This window comes from Paenibacillus sp. PAMC21692 (assembly GCF_014303795.1).
Lineage (GTDB): Bacteria > Bacillota > Bacilli > Paenibacillales > Paenibacillaceae > Pristimantibacillus > Pristimantibacillus agaridevorans.
On the sequence record NZ_CP060293.1, the window covers coordinates 5,161,519 to 5,180,220 of the forward strand.

An 18,702-nucleotide genomic window follows, 5' to 3' on the forward strand; every position below is an offset into this window, starting at 1 on the left:
TGTTACTTCACTCGATACTCGTCAAAATAACGAGGAAGGATCGTCGTCGAAGCTCCTGGCAGCTGCGGCAGCACATAAAAGCCGTCCTTGACGGTTGCGGGCTCCTCGAAAATATGCCGGATCCACGGAATATACTCCAGCATGACGGCCCCCGGCGTTGCAGCCACAAGATGCTGATGGATCTGCCCCATGTCGCCGACATGAGGGCATACCGGAATGTCGTAGGCCGCGGCAAGACCAGCCACCTGCAGCCACTCCGTTACGCCTGCGACGCGGGTAACATCGACTTGAACGTACTCTACAGCGCCCGACGCGATGTAGTCGCGGAACGCGTATTTGTTATAGACATGCTCGCCGAGGGCGATTGGTACGTTCAATTCATCCGCCAGCTTCTTGTGACCGGAAATATCATCGGGATTTAACGGCTCCTCCAGCCAAATGAGATCGAATTGCTCCAACTTTTTGCCCCAGGTCATGGCTGTCGTGATGTTCCATTGCTGGTTCACGTCGATCATAAGGCCGGCTTTATCGCCAATAGCTTTCCGGACCGCCTCTACCCGCTCGTAATCTTCCCTTGGATCCGGCTTGCCGACCTTCATCTTAACGGCGGAGAAACCTTGCTCGAGAATAGAGGTCATATCCTCCACAAGCCGCTCCTTGCTCCAATTCAACCAACCGCCGTTGGTGTTGTAAGCTTTGATCCCTTCCGGCTTATGGCCACCCAAATATTTCCATAGCGGCTTTTCCGACGCCTTGGACATGATGTCCCACAACGCGATGTCCACTGCCGCCAGCGCCATATGAGTCACGCCGGAACGGCCGATCCAGTGCATGGGTCCAAATCGCATTTCGTCCCAAAGCTGCTTCACCATAAAGGGATCCTTGCCGATGAGCGCCGGAGCGTAATAACGGTCAATTGTATCGGCAATCATTTCGTCGCCTTTTGCGCATGTTCCCGTGTAGCCATACCCCGTCACGCCTTCATCGGTCTCGATGCGCACTCCCGTCACGCCCCAATGAGTAGCCACGTTAATTGCGTCCGTAATGGGCGGCATAATCGGAACATGCAAAATAAAGCTTTCCGCTTTCGTGATTTTCATAAAAAATTCCTCCTTGAAGTGTCGTAATCGAATATGCGTAAAACAACCCTTTAATAGCCTAACGATGCTCCTCCGTCTACCGGCAAAGCAACGCCGGTCACGAATCGGGACAAATCGCTGGCGAAAAAGATCGCGGCGTCCGCGACTTCTTCCGGCGTCGCCGGCCGGCCCAGCGGATGCATGTCGTTTAAAATGATCCGCGTCTTGGCGGGATCATCCTGTTCCTCGATCCATTTTTCCAACAACGGCGTTGATACGCCGGCGGGGCAGATGCAATTGACGCGCACTCCGTCGGAGGCGTAGTCCAGCGCGAGCGACTTGGTCATGGCGACGATCGCGCCTTTTGTAGAGGCATATACCGCATTCTGCTTCTGCCCGACTAATCCGTTTAAAGAAGCCATATTGACGATGCTACCTTTGGATTCACGCAGCAACGGGATGGTATGTTTGATCAATAAATAAACGCTTTTCATGTTAATATCGATAACCCGCTGCCACTCCGTCTCCTTTACATCTTCCAGCGGCTTGGGCAAAATCGTGGCCGCGTTGTTGATCAGAACGTCCAACCTGCCGTATCGATCGCGAATCGTGCCAGCTAAGTGCCGAACCTCCCCTTCGTCCGCTACATCGGTTCGAATCGAAACAGCGGGTGAACGACCGGTTTTTCCCGCAATAGCTTGCGCGACCCGCTCGCCGCTCTCCCCGTCCATATCCGCGACAATGACCGTCGCGCCCTCTTCCGCTAATCTGATCGCCGTTACTTCGCCGATACCGGATCCGCCTCCTGTGATGAGACAAACCTTATTGTTAGCGAGCATAGACGGACTACCCCCTTTCAACTTTCGTCTATTTGCATATTAATCCGTTATTGATTCCTGGTTGATTGAGTTCGAATTCTTCTAACATCGTAACATGACAATGAATAACTGTATTTATCTGCTCCTCCAATCATTTGATAAATAATCCGGTAACTCCGATTAATATTGCTTCAAAAATGAAATGGAATAAGGTAAGCTTTCACTACGAGATTGAAATAATAGTTGCAAAGGGATGAGCATGCATGAAACGGCTGCACGAGTTCGAACCTTACGTTGGAGATGCATTGCCCTATCTATATGATGGGGGTTACGAGGAGAAGCTGCGGGTATGCAATGTGTTTGCGTTTCACTTGTTTAACGATGGTCCTGGAGAAATGGAGATCGACGGCATAAAACATCCCATCGGTCCAAAAACGTTGGTTTTTTTAAGGCCGAACCAACCGCACGCTTTTCATATCGATGCGAAACATCCTCTCTCTTCTTACAATATCTATTGCGATTTGTGGGACAAAGAGCATCCGCTTTCGGGAAACCGGGCATTCATTTATGCGCCTGCCCCTTTCTCCTTCGAAACAAATCGGCAGGCTGCCATGCCGACTTGCGCCGATTTGGACTCCTTGCCCAGCGTGTTTTCCCTGCAGTCATACCCCTGGTTATATGAATCCATCGTTCAACTAACCCGATTGTTCCACGATACTCTTTATTATAGAGATGAGTTGGTGAGCGGCTTGATGCGGAGCTGGCTGCTGGGTTGGTACAATGCGGTCCACTCGCGTCAGCCTTCCGATTACCGTATCGTACGACTCCTTGCCTACTTGAACGAGAATCCAGAAGATCGTGCTTCGATCGACGCATGGGCAGCTTCCTGCGGGATGAAACGCTCTTACTTCCATGCGCTGTTTCTGCGCGAGACCGGCATGGCGCCGAAGGCTTACCAGCATAAGCTGCTGATGAGGCGCGCAGCCAACCTGTTGCAAGAGAGCGAGTTGACGGTTACCGCCATCGCGGATCGATTGGGGTATCCTTCCATTCACCCCTTTACAAGACATTTCACCGCCGCATACGGTGCTAGTCCCCGACAATTTCGGTTAAATCGGTAAAACGGGTTTATCGTCCTGCTATTATCATGTATGATAATAGTTCAGTACTAAACGATTCGACTACTTAGAGGATGATTGGCGATATGAGATGGCTTCGAGCACAACATCGTTTGTTTATCACATTAATAACTTCTATTGCGGGAGGATGCGTCTTCTATTTCCTGCATATTCCCCTGCCGTGGATATTGGGTCCCATGACGTTCGTGTTACTGGGATCGACCCGCTTTAAAAATCGGTTCGCATGGAACAAATCCCTGCAGAACGCGGGCATGATGATTATTGCTTATACGATGGGACTTTCCTTTACGGCAACGGTCCTGCACGAAATTTCTCGCCATTTGCCCAAAATGCTGCTGATGACGGTCATTCTTGTGGTGTTTAGCGTAGCGCTGGCAGCGATTCTAACCCGTCTAACGGGCGGCGATTTCCTGACCATGCTCATGGGCACGGTACCCGGGGGCTTAAGCCAGGTCGTTTTATTGGCTCAGGAGACAAAAGGCGTCAATGTGACGATCGTTACGGTCATGCAGGTCATGCGGCTGATGACGATTATCGTCATGGTTCCGTTATTATTATTCAGTCCCATTGTCGGCGCAAAACATAGCAACACGCTTGCGCCGCTTGCAGGCGAAATGGGAGCAACGACAGCCGCTGGTCAGAGCATTCTTATAAATGCTGCCCTTTTTGCCCTTGTTTGCGTTCTATTCGCATGGGGGGCAGGGAAGCTGAAGCTGCCTACGGCTCCGCTTCTTGGACCGCTGTTCGGCACCGCATTGCTTCAAATTCTCGGTTTGTCAGGTCCCGAGCTGCCGCCTATCGTACTGATTGCGGCTCAAATCTGCATCGGCGCCTTTCTGGGTTTGCTCTTTAAGCCAGCGGAGTTTACGAACCGGTTCAAGACGCTGGCTTTAGCGCTTGCTTCCAGTCTGCTGCTTATATTGGGGACTTACTTGCAAAGCTTAATCTTGTCGGCGGACGAATCCATGTCGCTTCTGACAGCTCTGTTAAGTCTGGCTCCGGGCGGCATGGACCAGATGAGCATCATTGCTCACGAGACCGAGGCGGACGTCTCCATCGTCGTCGTTTATCAATTATTCCGGCTGCTGTTCATGTTTTTTGTCGTGATCCCGCTGCTCAAGCTCGTTGTGGACAGACTGCAGAACAAAAACCGTCAGTCTCGTGCCGGCTCATGATCCGTCAAAAGCCCAAAAAACTCGTCTCCAACGCGGAGACGAGTTTTTGGTATTAAACGTTATGATGATCGTGTCGTATCTTACGCCTCGAGCTCGTGGAAGAAGGCTTATTTGACTTACCTCGGTTTTCCGGAGAGCAAACCGTCGTCGTTTGTCACCGTTGCGGCAGACATTATGGCTATAATACTAGCGAAATCGTCGATATGCTGCCAGGATGACGAGCAAAAAAAGCATATAAAGGACAATAACCCGAATCGCCCCGCCGATGCTGGACATCCATTGATCTCCAACCAGGGCAAAAACGAACATGGTAGGCAGCTTTCCGATCAGCGTTGCGACCGCGAAAATTCGGAACGGCATCCGGCTGAGAGCCGCGTAGACGTTGACGACGATTGCGGGAACGAACGGAAGCAGCCTGGCGAACAAGACGGCGATAAACGCATTGCGTTCCACTTGGACAGTGAACTTGCCTATCGTAGGGTTCTTGGATAGCAGCCGGCTGCCTTGCTCATGGAAGGCAAACCGCACGAGATAGAACATGATGGCGGCAGCCGCGGTCGATGAAAGAGCGTTCGCGATTCCTCCCCAATAGGGGCCGTACTTAGCTCCGATGATGCCTGCTACGATGCCGTATGGAACGATTGGAACAAGACCGAATAAAATCGCCGCCCCGATGAGAAGGATGTGATGGGACGCGCTATCCTCTTGCAGCCACTGCATGATCGGCTCCCGATAAAGCAGCAATAGGGCGACGGAAGCCGCATAAGCAGCAATGACCAGACTTTTTTTGATCATGTATCTCTTCCTTCTGCATTTGGTTTGGCCTGATCGTTAATGGTTCTTAGGCTTTCGCTGACAGAAAGCGCGCTTCCAGCAGCCACTCTTTCGTGGTTGATGGAATGGATTCGATCGATCAAATTGTTCCGGATGCCGTTCAAACTGCGAATTTGCTCGTCGATTTCTTCCAACTTCTGCTGATAGATGGGCAGCACTTCCTCGCAGAACGATTCTTTATTTCGGATGACGCAATGGAGGAAGCTCGCGATTTGATCCGTAGTGAGCCCCAGATTCAAATAAAATCGTATCGTTTGAACTTGTTGAACGGCAAGCGGCGAATATTCGCGATAGCCGTTGTCTTGGCGCAGCGGCGACAAAAGTCCCTTCTGTTCGTAATATCTGAGCGAACGCAGGCTGCTTCCGGTCAATTCCGCTAATTGTCCGATCTTCATCGGGAGTCCTCCCTTCTTCGACCATTATCCTTCTATTATAAACCTTAACGCAAGTGTCAGGGTCAAGGAGTTGACCATGACATTATTGGCAGGGATTATACTGAAGGCGCAGCACGATTGGCAAGAGCAATCGTACGTACTCTGCAAGAATGAAAGGAGCGAATAGGATTGGCCATTCTAGATGCAACGGAAAGCGATTTTGATGAAGTGATCCAATCGGAGAAGACGGTGCTCGTGGACTTCTGGGCGGCGTGGTGTCCGCCTTGCAAGCGGCTTTCGCCTATCTTGAAGGAGCTCGACGAGGAGCTTGAAGATTTCAATGTCGCCAAGGTGAATGTTGACGAACACCCGGAGCTCGCTAGCCGCTTCGGCGTGATGAGCATGCCGACGTTGATCGTCTTCCAGGACGGCCTGCCTGTCAAGAAAGCCATCGGCTTCCGCCACAAGGAAGCACTGACGGAGCTAATTGCCCGTTAGATGTTAAGATAACGGAAGGATGAACGCAAGCACTAAGAAGGACTGTGCCCTGGTCTAAAAATCAGAGGCACAGTCCTTTCTGTCTAGCTATATTACTTCACGAAATCGGCTAATGCTTCTCGGACCGGCGTAGCGGGCCTGCCCAGAAGTTTTTCGAAATCGTTGCTTACGATCTCCAGATGTCCTTCCCGAATGCCTTGTTGAATGCCGACGAGAATCGGCAGAACGAATTCAGGTATGCCCGCGCCTTTCATGATATCGGAATATGCCTCATCGTCGATATGCCGTACCTGCACGTCCTTGCCGATCGTATCCGCAAGCGCAGTCGCCAATTCGTTTTGCGTTAGCAGGTTGCCCGAGAGTTCGTAGATCGAATTATCATGCCCTACTCCGGCGAGAACGGCAGCAGCTGCTTCCGCGTAATCTTGCTGCGATGCCCAGCCCACTTTGCCAGATGCCGCGGAAGTGACCCATGGCGCGCCGGCTGCAGAGGCTTTGATCGCTCCCAGTTCATTCTCCAGGTACCAGTTATTGCGCAGGAACGAGTATGGAATACCGGTAGCGACTATGGCCGCTTCCGTGACGCGATGAACTTCGGCAAGGAAGATGCCGCTCTCGCTCGCGTTAGCAAGACTTGTGTAAGCGATGAAATCTACACCGGCGCGTTTGGCCGCATCTACCGCATGATTGTGCTGTCTGATGCGAGTCTCGTTATCTCCGTCCGCCGATATGATCAGCAAGCGAACAATGTCTTGAAAGGCGGAATCCAGCGTTTCAGGGCGATCGAAGTCGCCGAGTCTCACGTCTACTCCTTGTTCTTTGAGGTGTTGCGCTTTCTCCGGATTGCGTACGCTGACGGCAATATCGCTTGCAGGCAGTTTACGCAGCAAAACTTCCACAATTTTCGAACCCAATTTCCCCGTTGCTCCCGTTACCAATACTTTCATCTGATGTTCCTCCTCTTTTTTACGTTGTCACCATTTTTGTTATAACATACATAGTTACAACGTATTTAAAAATAAAAGCTCTTGGATTAGAGCTTCCACTTCAAACAAACTTCGCGGTAATTCCGCTTAAAGTCGTCTCAGCCAGTCGATTCTCTAACGCGAGTTGCGCTTCATCCATCTCCGATTGCAGCGCCGCTTCGATATTTCTGCCGACCGGGCATCGTTCGTTGGGATCCTCGTGGAACCGAAACAGCCGTTGATCCTCGACGACATCGACCGCCTTATAAATATCCAGGAGCGTAATGTCTGCCGGAGATTTCAGCAAAGAAGCGCCGCCCACGCCGGGACGCACGTCAATAAACCCTGCCTTCTTAAGCATGCCCATAATTCTACGAATGACTACGGGATTCGTGCCTACGCTTCCGGCTATATAGTCTCCCGTACATTCGTTCGGAAAGCTTGCGATCAGGGACAACGTATGAACCGCAATCGAGAATCTCGTACTGATCTGCTTCATGTTTGAATCACCACCGTTGTAACCATTGTAGTTACTACAAGTAGTCATGTCAAGCGTTCTTCTCGAAAAAAATCCCCGCCGTCCATGTCGACAGCGGGGATGAATACCAATCGTTGTACCGTTCAGTTGATCGATTCGGCCGCCTGCACGGCTTCGTCTGCGGTCAAATTGCCCACGATTCCGTATTGGATGCCGTTCTCGATCCAATACAGCTCCACAAGCTCCGGCTGCTCGAATACGAATCCTTCGGCTCCCTTTACCTGAACGGGAGAGAACATGTCTTGCGGGAAGGCAGCCTCCATGCGGCTTACCGAATACGTGAACGATCGATCGCCCGCTGCATACGTGAACACGACATCCCGAAGCGGCTCTCCTTCCATGCCCGCTGTCGTAATATCTTTAAGCAGGAAGCCTTCCGGAAGCAATGAAGGTACAAGCAGACCTTCGCCGAAAGCAGCTTTGGCTTCCTCTACCGTAACTAATTTCGCCGTAATGAGCTGGGAAAGTCCCGTCCCTGTCCCAGTGCCGGACGATGCGCCTCCATCCGCTGGCGGTTGGCTGACACCCGTATTTCCCGTTTGCGGAGCGGGATCTGACGACGGCCCGTTTAACAGCGGGTATCCCGCGAATACGACGAAGGCCATAACCACCGCGGCCGTTCCTGCAATCCAGGCTTTGGGGAGGGAGAAACCTCTTCGCTTCTGCCCTGCCGCCGCCGCTTGACTGCGAATTTTGTCCTTGGTTGCCTCGCTAAGTTCCATATTGTTAAACATCATATTATCCGACTCCTCTCGAAATTGTTCGCGTAATTGACGGTCGATATCGTTCATCTTCCGTGTCCCTCCTTCTTCATTACCTTCGCGAGCGCTTCGCGGGCCCGATGCAGACGGTTCCGTACGGTTCCTTCGGGCGCGCCGATTGCATCCGCGATTTCCTTCGTTCCCAGATCCAAGTAATAATAAAGATACAACGCTTCCTGATAAGGCATAGATAATTGAAGCACATATCGCAGCACTTCGCTCTTCTCGAATTTCTCCAGCGCTTCCTCTTCCACGCTAATCGTTCTGCCTCGATCCATGCGGACTGGATCAGTGGGCTGTTCCGCGAACATGCGGGCGCCCATCTTGTCCCGGCATACATTGACGGTTATTGTCGTTAACCATGTTCGGACGCTGCTGTCTCCCCGGAAGGACGTCCACTTGCGATATGCCCTTAGAAATGTCTCCTGGCTAATATCCTCCGCGAGATGCCGATCGCCTGTGTAAAAATAGGCAGTTCGCATGACAGTCGAGCCGTAGCGGTTCATGAGCAGCTCGAGCGCCGCATCGGGATCGCGAGGAATGTTTTCGTTTTCGTAGCTATTGGAGCCGGCCGGCCTCACTGGATCATCACCTCCAACCTATTAGACGGTCATTGGTTCGTTTTCGCTGCATATTTCTTCAGAGGTTGTTCAAAAATTTCGCTTTTGATCACGAAGTATGCCAAGAAGCCTACTCGACATCGAATATTGAATGCAAGCGAAACTAAGCGATTGCTTTCGAAGTATGTTTCCTCCGGAAACATTGCAGGTGCTCACGTAGCTTCCACTACGCTCCGCTCCTCAGTTTCTACTTTCATCCAATCTTCTCGGTGCTGAAAACCGAACTTTTTGAACACGCACTTTTATTTTTTTCCTGCACGCCAAAAAGCATCCGGCTGACATAGCCGAATGCTCCCTTATTGCCGAAATTTATACCATTCCTTATCCCTCAAAGGTTCTGACGATAATAACCGCATTGTGGCCGCCGAATCCGAACGAATTCGACATGCCGATCCGTAAATCGGCTTTTCTAGCGGTATTGGGCACGTAGTCCAGATCGCATTCGGCATCCGGTTCCGTCAGATTGATGGTTGGCGGGATAATGCCTTCGTTCAGGCTTTTCACCAATGCGATCGCTTCGACGCCTCCTGCCGCGCCGAGCAGATGTCCAAGCATGGATTTGTTGGCGGTGACGGGGACGCGGTATGCATCGTCTCCGAATAGTCGCTTGATTGCGGCCGTCTCCGACCGGTCCCCTAGCTCCGTGCTCGTAGCGTGCGCGCTTATGACATCCACCTCGTCCGGAGTAATACCGGCGTCTCGAATCGCCTCTCGCATCGCCAAGTAAGCACCGTCGCCTTCAGGATGCGTAGCCACCATATGGTATGCGTCCGAGCTGGCTCCGTATCCAATGACCTCGGCAAGAATGCGGGCACCTCGCCGCTTTGCGTGGCTGAGGGACTCCAGTACGACGATCCCAGCTCCTTCCCCCATGACGAAGCCGTCCCGATCCTTATCGAAGGGCCGACTGGCGCCGGCAGGATCATCATTTCGCGTCGACAACGCGGTCGCATTGGCGAAGCTGGCCAGCGAGATGCGTGTCACGGCGGCCTCCGCCCCGCCGGCCAGTATAACGTCCGACCTTCCGGCTTGAATGCGGTGGAACGCTTCCCCGATAGCGGTATTGCCGATGGAGCAAGCCGTGACGGGAGACAGAGTCGGTCCGTGCAGGCCATGCCGGATGCTGATGCTCGCCGCAGCCATATTGGATATCAGCATCGGCACAAGCACGGGACTGACTTTGCTTGGACCTCGGGCAAGCAGCGTTGCGTGCTGCTCCTCCAGCGTCCCGATTCCGCCGATACCGGATCCCACATAAACCCCAACACGCTCGCGATCGATCGTAGCCAGATCGAGCTTTGCGTCGAGGATGGCTTGGTCGGCTGCGGCAACGGCGAATTGCGTGAAGCGGTCCATCCTTCGATATTCCTTTGCGCCGTACAGCTCCTTGCCGTCAAAACCTTTGACGGATGCAGCGATCGTTACCTTGTAGCCGTCCACGTCAAAAGCATCAATTTGCGTAATTCCCGAAGTCCCCCGCACAAGCTGCTTCCACGTTTCTTCTACGTCCAGACCCAACGGCGTAATGGCTCCCATGCCTGTAATAACAACTCGTTCCATAAGCGATACCTCCATGCTCATCTATTTGTGTTACTCATCTTGCCATATGATTTATCCTATTACAAGTTGTCGTTTATCCTAGTATAATAAGTACCAGTATGAGTTATTGGAGGTTCACTCATGAATCGTCAAACGAAGCTTCAAGTTTTATCAGAGTTTCTGAAAGCCGCTCGCGCACGACTTACTCCCGCGTCAGTCGGTCTGCCCGAAGGAACGCGCAGGAGAACGCCGGGCTTGCGCCGGGAGGAAGTCGCATCGCTCGCTAACGTCAGCGCTACTTGGTATACGTGGCTGGAGCAAGGCCGCGACATCACCGTATCGCCTGCCGTTCTTGATGGCATAGCGACAGCGCTTCGACTGACGACGGACGAAAGAAAATACGTATTCTCGCTTGCGCGAGATTCCGTTGCTGCCGTCCATGCTCCGGAGGAAAAGGCTGCCACGATCAGCCCTTCCCTTAATCGGATGATTACGGAACTGCGAGGTTGTCCAGCGATCATTTCCGACCGCAGATGCAATATCGTCGCATGGAATGAGGCCGCCGGCCGGGTGTTCATGGATTTCGGGAATTTGCGTCCCGATGAGCGAAATATGATTCGGCTGTTGTTCGCCCGGCGTGAATTCAGACGGCTGGCGGTGAATTGGGAGAGCTTCGCGCGGGAGTATTTGGCCATGTTTCGCGCCTATTACGGTCAATACGCGGACGATGAATGGTACGAGATGTTTTTGGAGGAGATGATGGATGCTTACCCCGACTTCTCGCGGTTGTGGGCTGCCGGCAGCGTGAGCTATGCGCCGGAAGTATTGCTTGAATTCCGTCATGCCTCCGCCGGAAAAATGCTGTTTCAATTAACGTCGCTCCACGTTCACGGAGACGCGGATCTGAGATGCAGCATCTACACGCCTGCCCAGCACTCCAATACGGATGCGAAAATGTCGGCGTTAATGGCGAAATAATTGGCGGCAAGGCGATATCAACGGCAAAAGGCATCGTCGACGACGATGCCCTTTTCCTTAACATTCATGCCTTATGATCCCTTGACCGCCGCAAGCGCGCCATCCATCGCTCGTGCTACTTTGTCGCACCAAGCGTCGAACTCGGCATCCTCTCTCTGAAGCTCAGGGTGGCCTAAAATATGCCGAATTGTCGCCTTAATGCCTTGATCGAAGCGAGTTGTAGCCGTAAATCCGGGTACGAGCCGCTTCAGCTTCGAATTGTCAAAGACGACGGAATTCGCCTTGTCCCCGATCAGACCGCCCGTATAGTCCATTTCGCTGCAAGCCGCGAGGAAGGACGAAGACACGTGAACGGCATTCAGCTTCACGCCGAGCGCGGACGCAATGCATTCGTAGATTTGATTCCATGTTAAGGACTCGTCCGACGTAATTTGCACCGCTTCTCCGATGGCATGAAGGTTGTCCATCAACCCGATGAAACCTTGCGCGAAGTCCGAATTGTGGGTCATCGTCCATAACGAGGTGCCATCTCCGTGGATAATGACGGGTTTATTCTCCAGCATGCGCTTCGCCACTTGCCATGAGCCGTTTCGACCGTGCACGCCAAGCGGGATGGATCTTTCGTCGTATGTATGGCTCGGCCTGACGATCGTAACCGGGAAACCTTGCTCCCTGTATTGTTTCATCAGATAATCCTCGCAGGCGATCTTGTTGCGGGAATATTGCCAGTATGGATTGGCAAGAGGCGTCCCTTCGGTAATCCGATAGTCGGATAGCGGCTTCTGGTAGGCGGACGCCGAGCTGATAAAGATAAACTGCTTGGTCTTGTCCTTAAACAGGCGGTAATCCCGTTCCAGCTGCGAAGGCTCGAACGCGATAAAATCGGCGACGACGTCGAAAGACAGCTCCGAGATCAACTCGGCTACCTTGGTTTCGTCGTTGATGTCGGCTTGAATGGAGATGACGTTATCCGGCAGCGCAGACTGCCTGTTCCCTCGATTGAGCAAATACAGCTCATGTCCTTGTTCAGCCAATTGCTTAGTAATCGCGGAGCTGATCGTTCCGGTTCCTCCAATAAATAACGCTTTCATCCTTTTCTCCCCCTATCAACTTAATCTATCATTTAAGTTAAGCTTTCAACGCTCCAACGACCGGATGCGGAACGTACGGAGCTTCCAATTCGGCAATTTCGTCCTGAGTCAGTTTGACGGATAGCGCGGAAACCGCTTCATCCAGATGCGACAGCTTTGTAGCGCCGATAATCGGAGACGATACGTTCTCCTTCTGCAGCAGCCAAGCCAGAGCGACCTCGGCACGAGAAACCCCGCGCTGCTCGGCAATGGCGGCAACACGATCTACAATCGGTCGATCGACATCTGCGGTAGCGTCGTATTTCATCTTTTGGGCAGGGTCGGTCTCGGATCGATGCGTCGTGACCGACAGGTCACGGGCAAGTCTGCCCGAGGCTAGAGGGCTGTACGGGATGACGCCGATTCCCTCTTCCTTGCATAGAGGCATCATCTCGCGCTCTTCTTCCCGATAAATCAGGTTAAGATGGTTCTGCATGGCCGTGAACCGGGTCCAACCGTGTCGTTCGGCGACATGCAGCGCCTTCTGGAACTGCCAGGCGAACATGGCGGAAGCGCCAATGTACCTGACTTTGCCGGACTTCACGACATCATGCAACGCCTCCATCGTCTCTTCGATCGGCGTGTTGTAGTCCCAACGGTGGATTTGATAGAGATCCACGTAATCCGTACCGAGACGTTTCAAGCTGTTGTCGATTTCGCTCATAATCGCTTTGCGGGACAGACCGGCGCCGTTAGGACCTTCCTGCATGCGGAAAAATACTTTCGTAGCTATAACAACCTCGTCGCGTCTGGCGTAATCCTTTAGAGCGCGGCCAACGATTTCCTCGCTGGAGCCGATGCCGTATACATTCGCCGTATCAAAGAAATTAATGCCAAGGTCCAGCGCCTTTTTGATAAACGGACGGCTCCGCTCCTCGTCGAGCACCCATGGATGATTCCAGCGCGTTGCATCGCCGAAGCTCATGCAGCCCAAACAAATGCGCGATACATCCAATCCCGTACGGCCTAATTTCACAAATTCCATTCCAACTCCCCGCTTTCTATTCGCAATTGAAATACCTTGTTATGTATCCACGTCTGTACCATAACGTCACTTTGTTCTATAATGATTAGATGTTAACGATGAAAGAGGAGCTCCATCCCTTTGCCACATCTATTATTTCGCGGCGTGCCTGCCGAAAAGCTTCAAACAGCCGCCCTGCCTATGGCGGAACGATTAGCCGCGCTTTGCGGCTGCGGCACGGATAACTTCACGCTAAATGCTCTGCAGATTACGAATGTATTCGGCGCCGGCCCCGGCGATCCTCCATTTGTTTTCGTCGAAGTCGGCTGGTTTGAACGCGGAGGCGAGACCCGAGCCGCTTTCGCCCGAGTTCAACCCTCCGTCAAATCCGCGCGAAGTTCGCTTGCGATCTCGACCATCTTCGGTACAACGGCCTCGTTCGTGACCGCTACGTACAAATCCCCCATGTAATGCCGGAAGGGAATTTCCAGCTCTCCATAGCTCCACATGAAGAAATCGCCGTCGATGGACATCGTGGCGCCCGGCCCTTTAACCGTATAGACGGACGTATATACAAAGTCTGGTTTCGCCGCAAAATATTGTTTGCATTCCTCCAGCGTAATCTCCTGAACCTCTGCAGGCTCCTGAAATGCTCTTGTAATCCGATATCTTTCGCTCAACTTATAAGCCTCCTTGCTTTAATTCCATTCTCTTCTATCATACCACGCTTATTGCTTCAGCGCGCGCAGCACATCGACCAGGAACGCCCAGGAACGCTCCACGGACGTAATCGACAGATGCTCTTGCGGCGTATGGATATCGTAGAGATTGGGGCCATACGACACGGCGTCGAGCTCCGGCAGTTTACCGACCAGCACGCCGCATTCCAATCCGGCATGAATGGCTTTGACTTCAAGAGCCTTGCCGAACCGCCGCATGTATACCTCCTCTAAAACGGGACGAAGTTTGGAGTCTGCAAGGTACGGCCAGCCCGGGAAGTAGCTGTCGAAGCGGAAGCCGCAGCTGACAAGGCCGGATAACGTCTCCATCCTTCGGAGTACATCGTCCAACTGTGATCGATGCGAGCTGCGCGCCAGACTTTGCATAACGATGGACTCATCGCCGGTTGAAACAATGCCGAGATTGGAGGAGGTGCGAACCAGATTCGGGATCGTCTTGTCCATACTATGCACGCCGTTCGGAATGAGCTCCAGCAGCCCGATCGCTACCGACTTCGTTGCGTCGTCGAACAGCTTGCCGTCTTGCGGCGAATCTCCTCCCCAATCTGCTGAAACATGCAGCTCTACGCGGATATCTCCGTCCGATACGCGGAATTCATCGCTGAGTACGGTGTTGAGATCGGCGATCACCTCTTGCGTCGCCTCCAGATCACTCTGGCGGATATACACCACGGCTTCCGCTTCGCGCGGGATCGCATTCGCCTTCATGCCGCCAGTTATACTCGCAAGATCGAACGAGACACGGCGGTCAAGCTCGCCCAGCGCTCTCCCGAGCAGCTTGTTCGCATTCCCGCGTTCATGGATGATATCGTCGCCGGAATGGCCGCCCCGCAGTCCTTGCACAACGATGACATAAGAATCGCCGTCCTCCTGCTTGGCTTCGCGCCAGCCGATAGGCACCGTATGGTACAGATTCACTCCGCCGGCACTGCTGACGAACAATACGCCCTCGCGGTCGGAATCGAAGTTGATCATACGACGGCCCTTCAGCGTGGAAACATCCAATGCGAATGCGCCGCCCATCGTCGTTTCTTCTTCCGTAGTCATTAAAATTTCCAGCTCCGGATGGGCCAGTTCGGCGGAATCGATCAAAGCAAGAGCGGTTGCGACCGCAATGCCGTTGTCGGCGCCCAGCGTCGTTCCATCTGCATAGATAAAATCGTCTTCCACGCAAAGCGTTATGGGGTCATTCTCGAAGTCATGTTCTGTGCCTTTATTCTTCTCGCACACCATGTCGAGATGCCCCTGGAAGATGACGGGCTCCGCGTGTTCATAGCCGGCCGAAGCCTGCTTGCGAATAATGAGGTTATGGCGTTCGTCCTGCAGGACCTCACAGCCTCTTTGCCTGGCGAAATCCGCCACGAAGTCGCTGATCGCCTTCTCGTTGCCAGATCCTCGCGGAATCGCGGACAACTGTTCGAAAAGCTGTAGTACTTTCAGATCGCCGGCATACTTTGCGTTTACGGATTTTTTCATCGTGGTACCCCCTATGCGCTTCACTTAGAATTCCTCGGATTCCATCAGTTTAACACAGTCGCTCATCCGTTCGACAGCTCGATCCGTTCTGTCGCGATGGCATTGGTGAATTCTCGATCGTGTTCGACGAACAACAAGGTAGGCGCATAGTCCAGCAAGAGCTGCTCAATCTGCATGCGGGAGATGACGTCGATAAAGTTTAGCGGTTCATCCCAGACGTGCAGATGCGCTTGTTCGCATAAGCTTCTGGCGATCAGCACCTTCTTCTTTTGTCCGCCGCTGTATGCCGATATATCTTTTTCGAACTGCACTCTGGAGAAGTCCAGCTTGCGCAAAATCGACTTGAACAAACTTTCGTCAATCCCATAATCGCGTGCATATTGGCTCAGATTGCCGCTAAGATGCGATGTATCCTGGGATACATAAGAGACGACAAGCCCGCTGCCTCTTCTCATCGTTCCCGTATATTTCAGCTCCTCCCCGCAGATCAGCTTAAGCAAACTCGACTTGCCAGAGCCATTGCGTCCCGACAATGCGATACGTTCGCCCCGTTCGATGTCGAAGCTGATTTCGCCGGTTACGGGCGTTTCTCCATAATAGATCGATACGCGATCCAGCTCTACAAGCCGGCTTTTGTGATAGTGCAGCTGCGTCAGCTTCAGGCTGTCGACACTTTCTACGTTTTTGAGCAGCCTGGATTTCTCTTCGATGGCATCCGATTGTCTGCCTTCAATCGATTTGGAGCGTTGCATCATTTTCGCGGCTTTATGGCCGACGTATCCCTTGTCGAGCTTCGATCCGGAATTTAATGTGCCGTTTTTTGATTTCTCCACTTCATCGGACCAGTTGCTTGTGCGTTTCGCCGCCTCCGACAGCCGCTTAATATCCTTCTTCAGCTTATCGTTTTCGGCGAGCTCGAAGTTGTCCTGCCGCTTCTTATTCTCCCACCAATCAGAGAAGTTGCCTCTCTGCACCGTAATATCCGTTCGGTTGATGGACAGGATGTGATCGACGCAATTGTCGAGAAAGGCACGGTCATGGGAAACCAAAATATATCCTTCCTTGCTTCGCAAATATTGACTGACCAGCTCCCTCGCTTCCATATCAAGATGGTTGGTCGGCTCGTCGATTAACAAAAAATGATTGTCCTTGAGGAACAGCGCCGCAAGAAGCATCTTCGTCTGCTCCCCGTTCGACAGCGTTTCGAAGGATCGATACAGGACATCTTCGCCAACCTGGAGCAGGTTCAACTCGCGCATCAGCTTCCAATGCTCATAATCCGGAGCGATGTCTTCGACAACCTCGATCGCCATCCGATCACGGTCCTTTACCTGAAAGGGGAAGTAATCAAATTCGACGGAAGCGGATATCGTGCCCTCGTACTCATGTTTGCCAAGCAACAGATTGAGAAAGGTGGTTTTCCCCCTCCCGTTGCGCCCGGTGAAGCCTAATTTCCAATTCGTATCGATCTGGAAGCTGACGTTCTCAAAGATGGGATCATAGCTGCCTTCATATGCAAACGTTAATTTCGAAACTTGAATTAATGACATTAAGGATTACCTCCCGTATGGAAAAAATAAAAAAGCCGCAAGAAAGTTACTCTCTCGCAGCTCATTGCCATACAACTTTAATATCCGCGCCAGAACAAAAGGCGGGTCCATTAGAGATATGCCGTATGAGACTGAAGCCGATGAAGTAACTTTCTTGAAGTCACGCGACAAAACAAACGGATGATGTCCTCATACGTTCGCCCATTTGTCTACTCGCAACGATCAAGAAAATCCTACATCCTGCATTCAGCTCCATTCATGAAATTAACAGTAGATTATCACAATCATGTGCCGCTGACAACCCTAATTCTTTGTCAGGCTCGATCGGATATCCTTCAAAAAAAATTTTTTGGTCAGAAAATGGCGTCATTATGCGGAAAAAGTCAATTACCATTTTTTACATGACATTTCTTTTGAATAGGCATGTATATCTTGTTCTATCATGCACACAATAACCTCACATCCCATTAAGGAGTGATAATCAATGAGCAGACAAAGTTCAAACAACCTGGTAGTACCGCAAGCTAAAGCAGCACTGAATCAAATGAAAATGGAAGCGGCATCCTCGCTTGGCGTATCCCTCTCCCAAGATGGATACAACGGCAACCTGACAACTCGTGAAGCTGGTTCCATCGGCGGTTACATCACGAAAAAATTGGTCCAAATCGCCGAGCAACAAATCGGCGGCGGCCAACGTTTCTAGAAGTCGGCGACGAGCAGGATAACCAAGGTGCAACGGCTGTCGCCGCCCTTTGGCGGCGCAGCTCGTTTCATCCCGAGAATTATAGGTCAAGTATGGCGAACACTTATACTTTTCTATAATTCAAGAAGGCAGCCGGTCATCCGGCTGCCTTTCTTATTTTGTGTGTATGATGTTGCGATCCCGCAGGCCGTTTACGGCATCTAACAAGCCGGAAAACACATAATCCGGCTCAATGCCGAAAGGAACGTTGTCGCCAATAAATACCGTATGAACGCCTGCGCTGCTTCCTGCCATGATATCGGTGTCGCGATCACCTACCATGAAGCTTGCTTTTCGGTCAATATCGTACTTTTCGATCAGCTCAAGCAGCATGCCCGGTCTTGGTTTGCGGCAGGAGCAGCCCGCACGCGGCTTATGCGTGCAATAACGAGCTTCCACAATATCGCCGCCTTTTTCACGAATAAGAGTAACCATGTAACCATTTATGCTCTTGAGGGCCGACTTGGTCATGAAGCCCAACCCGACTCCTCCTTGATTCGATGCCACGAATACGCCAAAGCCCATGCCGTTTAACGCTTTGATCGCCTCCGTTACGCCGGGCAGCAACTGGAATTCGGATTTTCGGTTGATGTTCCCCCCTTTATTGATGACTCCGTCGCGATCCAAAATAAAGGCCTTCATGCTTGTGGTATTCGCTCCTTTTAGTTAAAGGGATTAATTAGTAAGTTGTTTGCCAGTCCGCTCATAAACAGCTATCGTTTGTCTGTTATAAGTTTCTCCTATAAAGATGCCGTCGATTCTTTCCGGCTTAACGTTCAGAA

The 18,702-nt window shown here is 52.0% G+C and carries 21 protein-coding genes; 6 read left to right on the plus strand and 15 right to left on the minus strand.

Annotated features, from left to right (window positions below; genetic code table 11):
- Positions 1 to 2: 2 nt before the first annotated feature.
- Positions 3 to 1,100 carry a mandelate racemase/muconate lactonizing enzyme family protein gene (locus H7F31_RS20715; protein WP_187100333.1) on the minus strand — a complete coding sequence of 366 codons (1,098 nt, stop codon included), beginning with the start codon at positions 1,098 to 1,100 and terminating at the stop codon, positions 3 to 5.
- A 50-nt stretch (positions 1,101 to 1,150) separates the two neighbouring features.
- Entirely contained in the window at positions 1,151 to 1,918 is a 768-nt protein-coding gene (locus H7F31_RS20720; protein ID WP_187100334.1) for an SDR family NAD(P)-dependent oxidoreductase, read from the minus strand.
- 242 nt (positions 1,919 to 2,160) lie between these two features.
- Here H7F31_RS20720 and H7F31_RS20725 point away from each other — a divergent pair, with 242 nt between their 5' ends.
- Both H7F31_RS20725 and H7F31_RS20730 read left to right on the plus strand, forming a co-directional pair.
- Positions 2,161 to 3,018: a helix-turn-helix transcriptional regulator gene (locus tag H7F31_RS20725; protein WP_187100335.1), complete on the plus strand. Its 858-nt coding sequence runs from the start codon at positions 2,161 to 2,163 to the stop codon at positions 3,016 to 3,018.
- Between the two features lie 83 nt (positions 3,019 to 3,101).
- Positions 3,102 to 4,211 carry an AbrB family transcriptional regulator gene (locus tag H7F31_RS20730; protein ID WP_261800083.1) on the plus strand — a complete coding sequence of 370 codons (1,110 nt, stop codon included), beginning with the start codon at positions 3,102 to 3,104 and terminating at the stop codon, positions 4,209 to 4,211.
- Positions 4,212 to 4,397: 186 nt separating this feature from the next.
- Here the strand turns inward: H7F31_RS20730 and H7F31_RS20735 are convergent, their stop codons facing one another.
- Both H7F31_RS20735 and H7F31_RS20740 read right to left on the minus strand, forming a co-directional pair.
- A complete protein-coding gene (locus H7F31_RS20735) occupies positions 4,398 to 5,006 on the minus strand; it encodes a TVP38/TMEM64 family protein (RefSeq protein ID WP_187100337.1) in 609 nt (202 codons plus the stop codon).
- Entirely contained in the window at positions 5,003 to 5,440 is a 438-nt protein-coding gene (locus tag H7F31_RS20740; protein ID WP_187100338.1) for a MerR family transcriptional regulator, read from the minus strand. Before H7F31_RS20740 ends, H7F31_RS20735 begins: the two co-directional genes overlap by 4 nt.
- 168 nt (positions 5,441 to 5,608) lie before the next feature.
- Between H7F31_RS20740 and trxA the strand changes: the two genes are divergently transcribed.
- Positions 5,609 to 5,917, plus strand: coding sequence for a thioredoxin (gene trxA, locus H7F31_RS20745; protein ID WP_187100339.1), 309 nt, complete (start codon positions 5,609 to 5,611; stop codon positions 5,915 to 5,917).
- A 92-nt stretch (positions 5,918 to 6,009) separates the two neighbouring features.
- Here the strand turns inward: trxA and H7F31_RS20750 are convergent, their stop codons facing one another.
- The 5 genes from H7F31_RS20750 to fabF form a co-directional block, all read right to left on the minus strand.
- A complete protein-coding gene (locus H7F31_RS20750; protein WP_187100340.1) occupies positions 6,010 to 6,864 on the minus strand; it encodes an SDR family oxidoreductase in 855 nt (284 codons plus the stop codon).
- Between the two features lie 100 nt (positions 6,865 to 6,964).
- Positions 6,965 to 7,381, minus strand: a complete 417-nt coding sequence (locus tag H7F31_RS20755; RefSeq protein ID WP_187100341.1) for an Rrf2 family transcriptional regulator — start codon at positions 7,379 to 7,381, stop codon at positions 6,965 to 6,967.
- Positions 7,382 to 7,503: 122 nt separating this feature from the next.
- Complete coding sequence (locus H7F31_RS20760) at positions 7,504 to 8,211, minus strand: DUF4367 domain-containing protein (protein ID WP_187100342.1); 708 nt, start codon at positions 8,209 to 8,211, stop codon at positions 7,504 to 7,506.
- Positions 8,208 to 8,762 (minus strand): sigma-70 family RNA polymerase sigma factor, encoded by a 555-nt coding sequence (locus H7F31_RS20765; RefSeq protein ID WP_261800084.1) that lies wholly within the window; start codon positions 8,760 to 8,762, stop codon positions 8,208 to 8,210. The genes H7F31_RS20760 and H7F31_RS20765 overlap by 4 nt, the downstream gene beginning before the upstream one ends.
- Before the next feature lie 360 nt (positions 8,763 to 9,122).
- Positions 9,123 to 10,361: a beta-ketoacyl-ACP synthase II gene (gene fabF, locus H7F31_RS20770; protein ID WP_187100343.1), complete on the minus strand. Its 1,239-nt coding sequence runs from the start codon at positions 10,359 to 10,361 to the stop codon at positions 9,123 to 9,125.
- 120 nt (positions 10,362 to 10,481) lie between these two features.
- On the opposite strand from fabF, the gene H7F31_RS20775 reads away from it, so the two are divergent.
- On the plus strand, positions 10,482 to 11,318 hold the full coding sequence (locus tag H7F31_RS20775) for a helix-turn-helix transcriptional regulator (RefSeq protein ID WP_187100344.1): 837 nt from the start codon (positions 10,482 to 10,484) through the stop codon (positions 11,316 to 11,318).
- A 71-nt stretch (positions 11,319 to 11,389) separates the two neighbouring features.
- On the opposite strand, the gene H7F31_RS20780 is transcribed toward H7F31_RS20775, so the two are convergent.
- Together H7F31_RS20780 and H7F31_RS20785 are read right to left on the minus strand one after the other, a co-directional pair.
- Entirely contained in the window at positions 11,390 to 12,409 is a 1,020-nt protein-coding gene (locus H7F31_RS20780) for an SDR family oxidoreductase (RefSeq protein ID WP_187100345.1), read from the minus strand.
- 37 nt (positions 12,410 to 12,446) lie between these two features.
- On the minus strand, positions 12,447 to 13,433 hold the full coding sequence (locus H7F31_RS20785) for an aldo/keto reductase (protein ID WP_187100346.1): 987 nt from the start codon (positions 13,431 to 13,433) through the stop codon (positions 12,447 to 12,449).
- A 120-nt stretch (positions 13,434 to 13,553) separates the two neighbouring features.
- On the opposite strand from H7F31_RS20785, the gene H7F31_RS20790 reads away from it, so the two are divergent.
- A complete protein-coding gene (locus H7F31_RS20790) occupies positions 13,554 to 13,883 on the plus strand; it encodes a DUF1904 family protein (protein WP_187100347.1) in 330 nt (109 codons plus the stop codon).
- On the opposite strand, the gene H7F31_RS20795 is transcribed toward H7F31_RS20790, so the two are convergent.
- From H7F31_RS20795 to H7F31_RS20805, 3 genes are all read right to left on the minus strand, one after another.
- Positions 13,784 to 14,092 (minus strand): hypothetical protein, encoded by a 309-nt coding sequence (locus tag H7F31_RS20795; RefSeq protein ID WP_187100348.1) that lies wholly within the window; start codon positions 14,090 to 14,092, stop codon positions 13,784 to 13,786. The genes H7F31_RS20790 and H7F31_RS20795 overlap by 100 nt on opposite strands.
- Before the next feature lie 48 nt (positions 14,093 to 14,140).
- Positions 14,141 to 15,628, minus strand: a complete 1,488-nt coding sequence (locus H7F31_RS20800; protein ID WP_187100349.1) for an aminoacyl-histidine dipeptidase — start codon at positions 15,626 to 15,628, stop codon at positions 14,141 to 14,143.
- 62 nt (positions 15,629 to 15,690) lie between these two features.
- Positions 15,691 to 17,178 carry an Lsa family ABC-F type ribosomal protection protein gene (locus H7F31_RS20805; protein WP_187100350.1) on the minus strand — a complete coding sequence of 496 codons (1,488 nt, stop codon included), beginning with the start codon at positions 17,176 to 17,178 and terminating at the stop codon, positions 15,691 to 15,693.
- A 484-nt stretch (positions 17,179 to 17,662) separates the two neighbouring features.
- Here H7F31_RS20805 and H7F31_RS20810 point away from each other — a divergent pair, with 484 nt between their 5' ends.
- Entirely contained in the window at positions 17,663 to 17,881 is a 219-nt protein-coding gene (locus H7F31_RS20810) for an alpha/beta-type small acid-soluble spore protein (RefSeq protein ID WP_087568652.1), read from the plus strand.
- Positions 17,882 to 18,034: 153 nt separating this feature from the next.
- Here the strand turns inward: H7F31_RS20810 and H7F31_RS20815 are convergent, their stop codons facing one another.
- Entirely contained in the window at positions 18,035 to 18,562 is a 528-nt protein-coding gene (locus H7F31_RS20815) for a D-glycero-alpha-D-manno-heptose-1,7-bisphosphate 7-phosphatase (protein ID WP_187100351.1), read from the minus strand.
- Between the last annotated feature and the right edge of the window lie 140 nt (positions 18,563 to 18,702).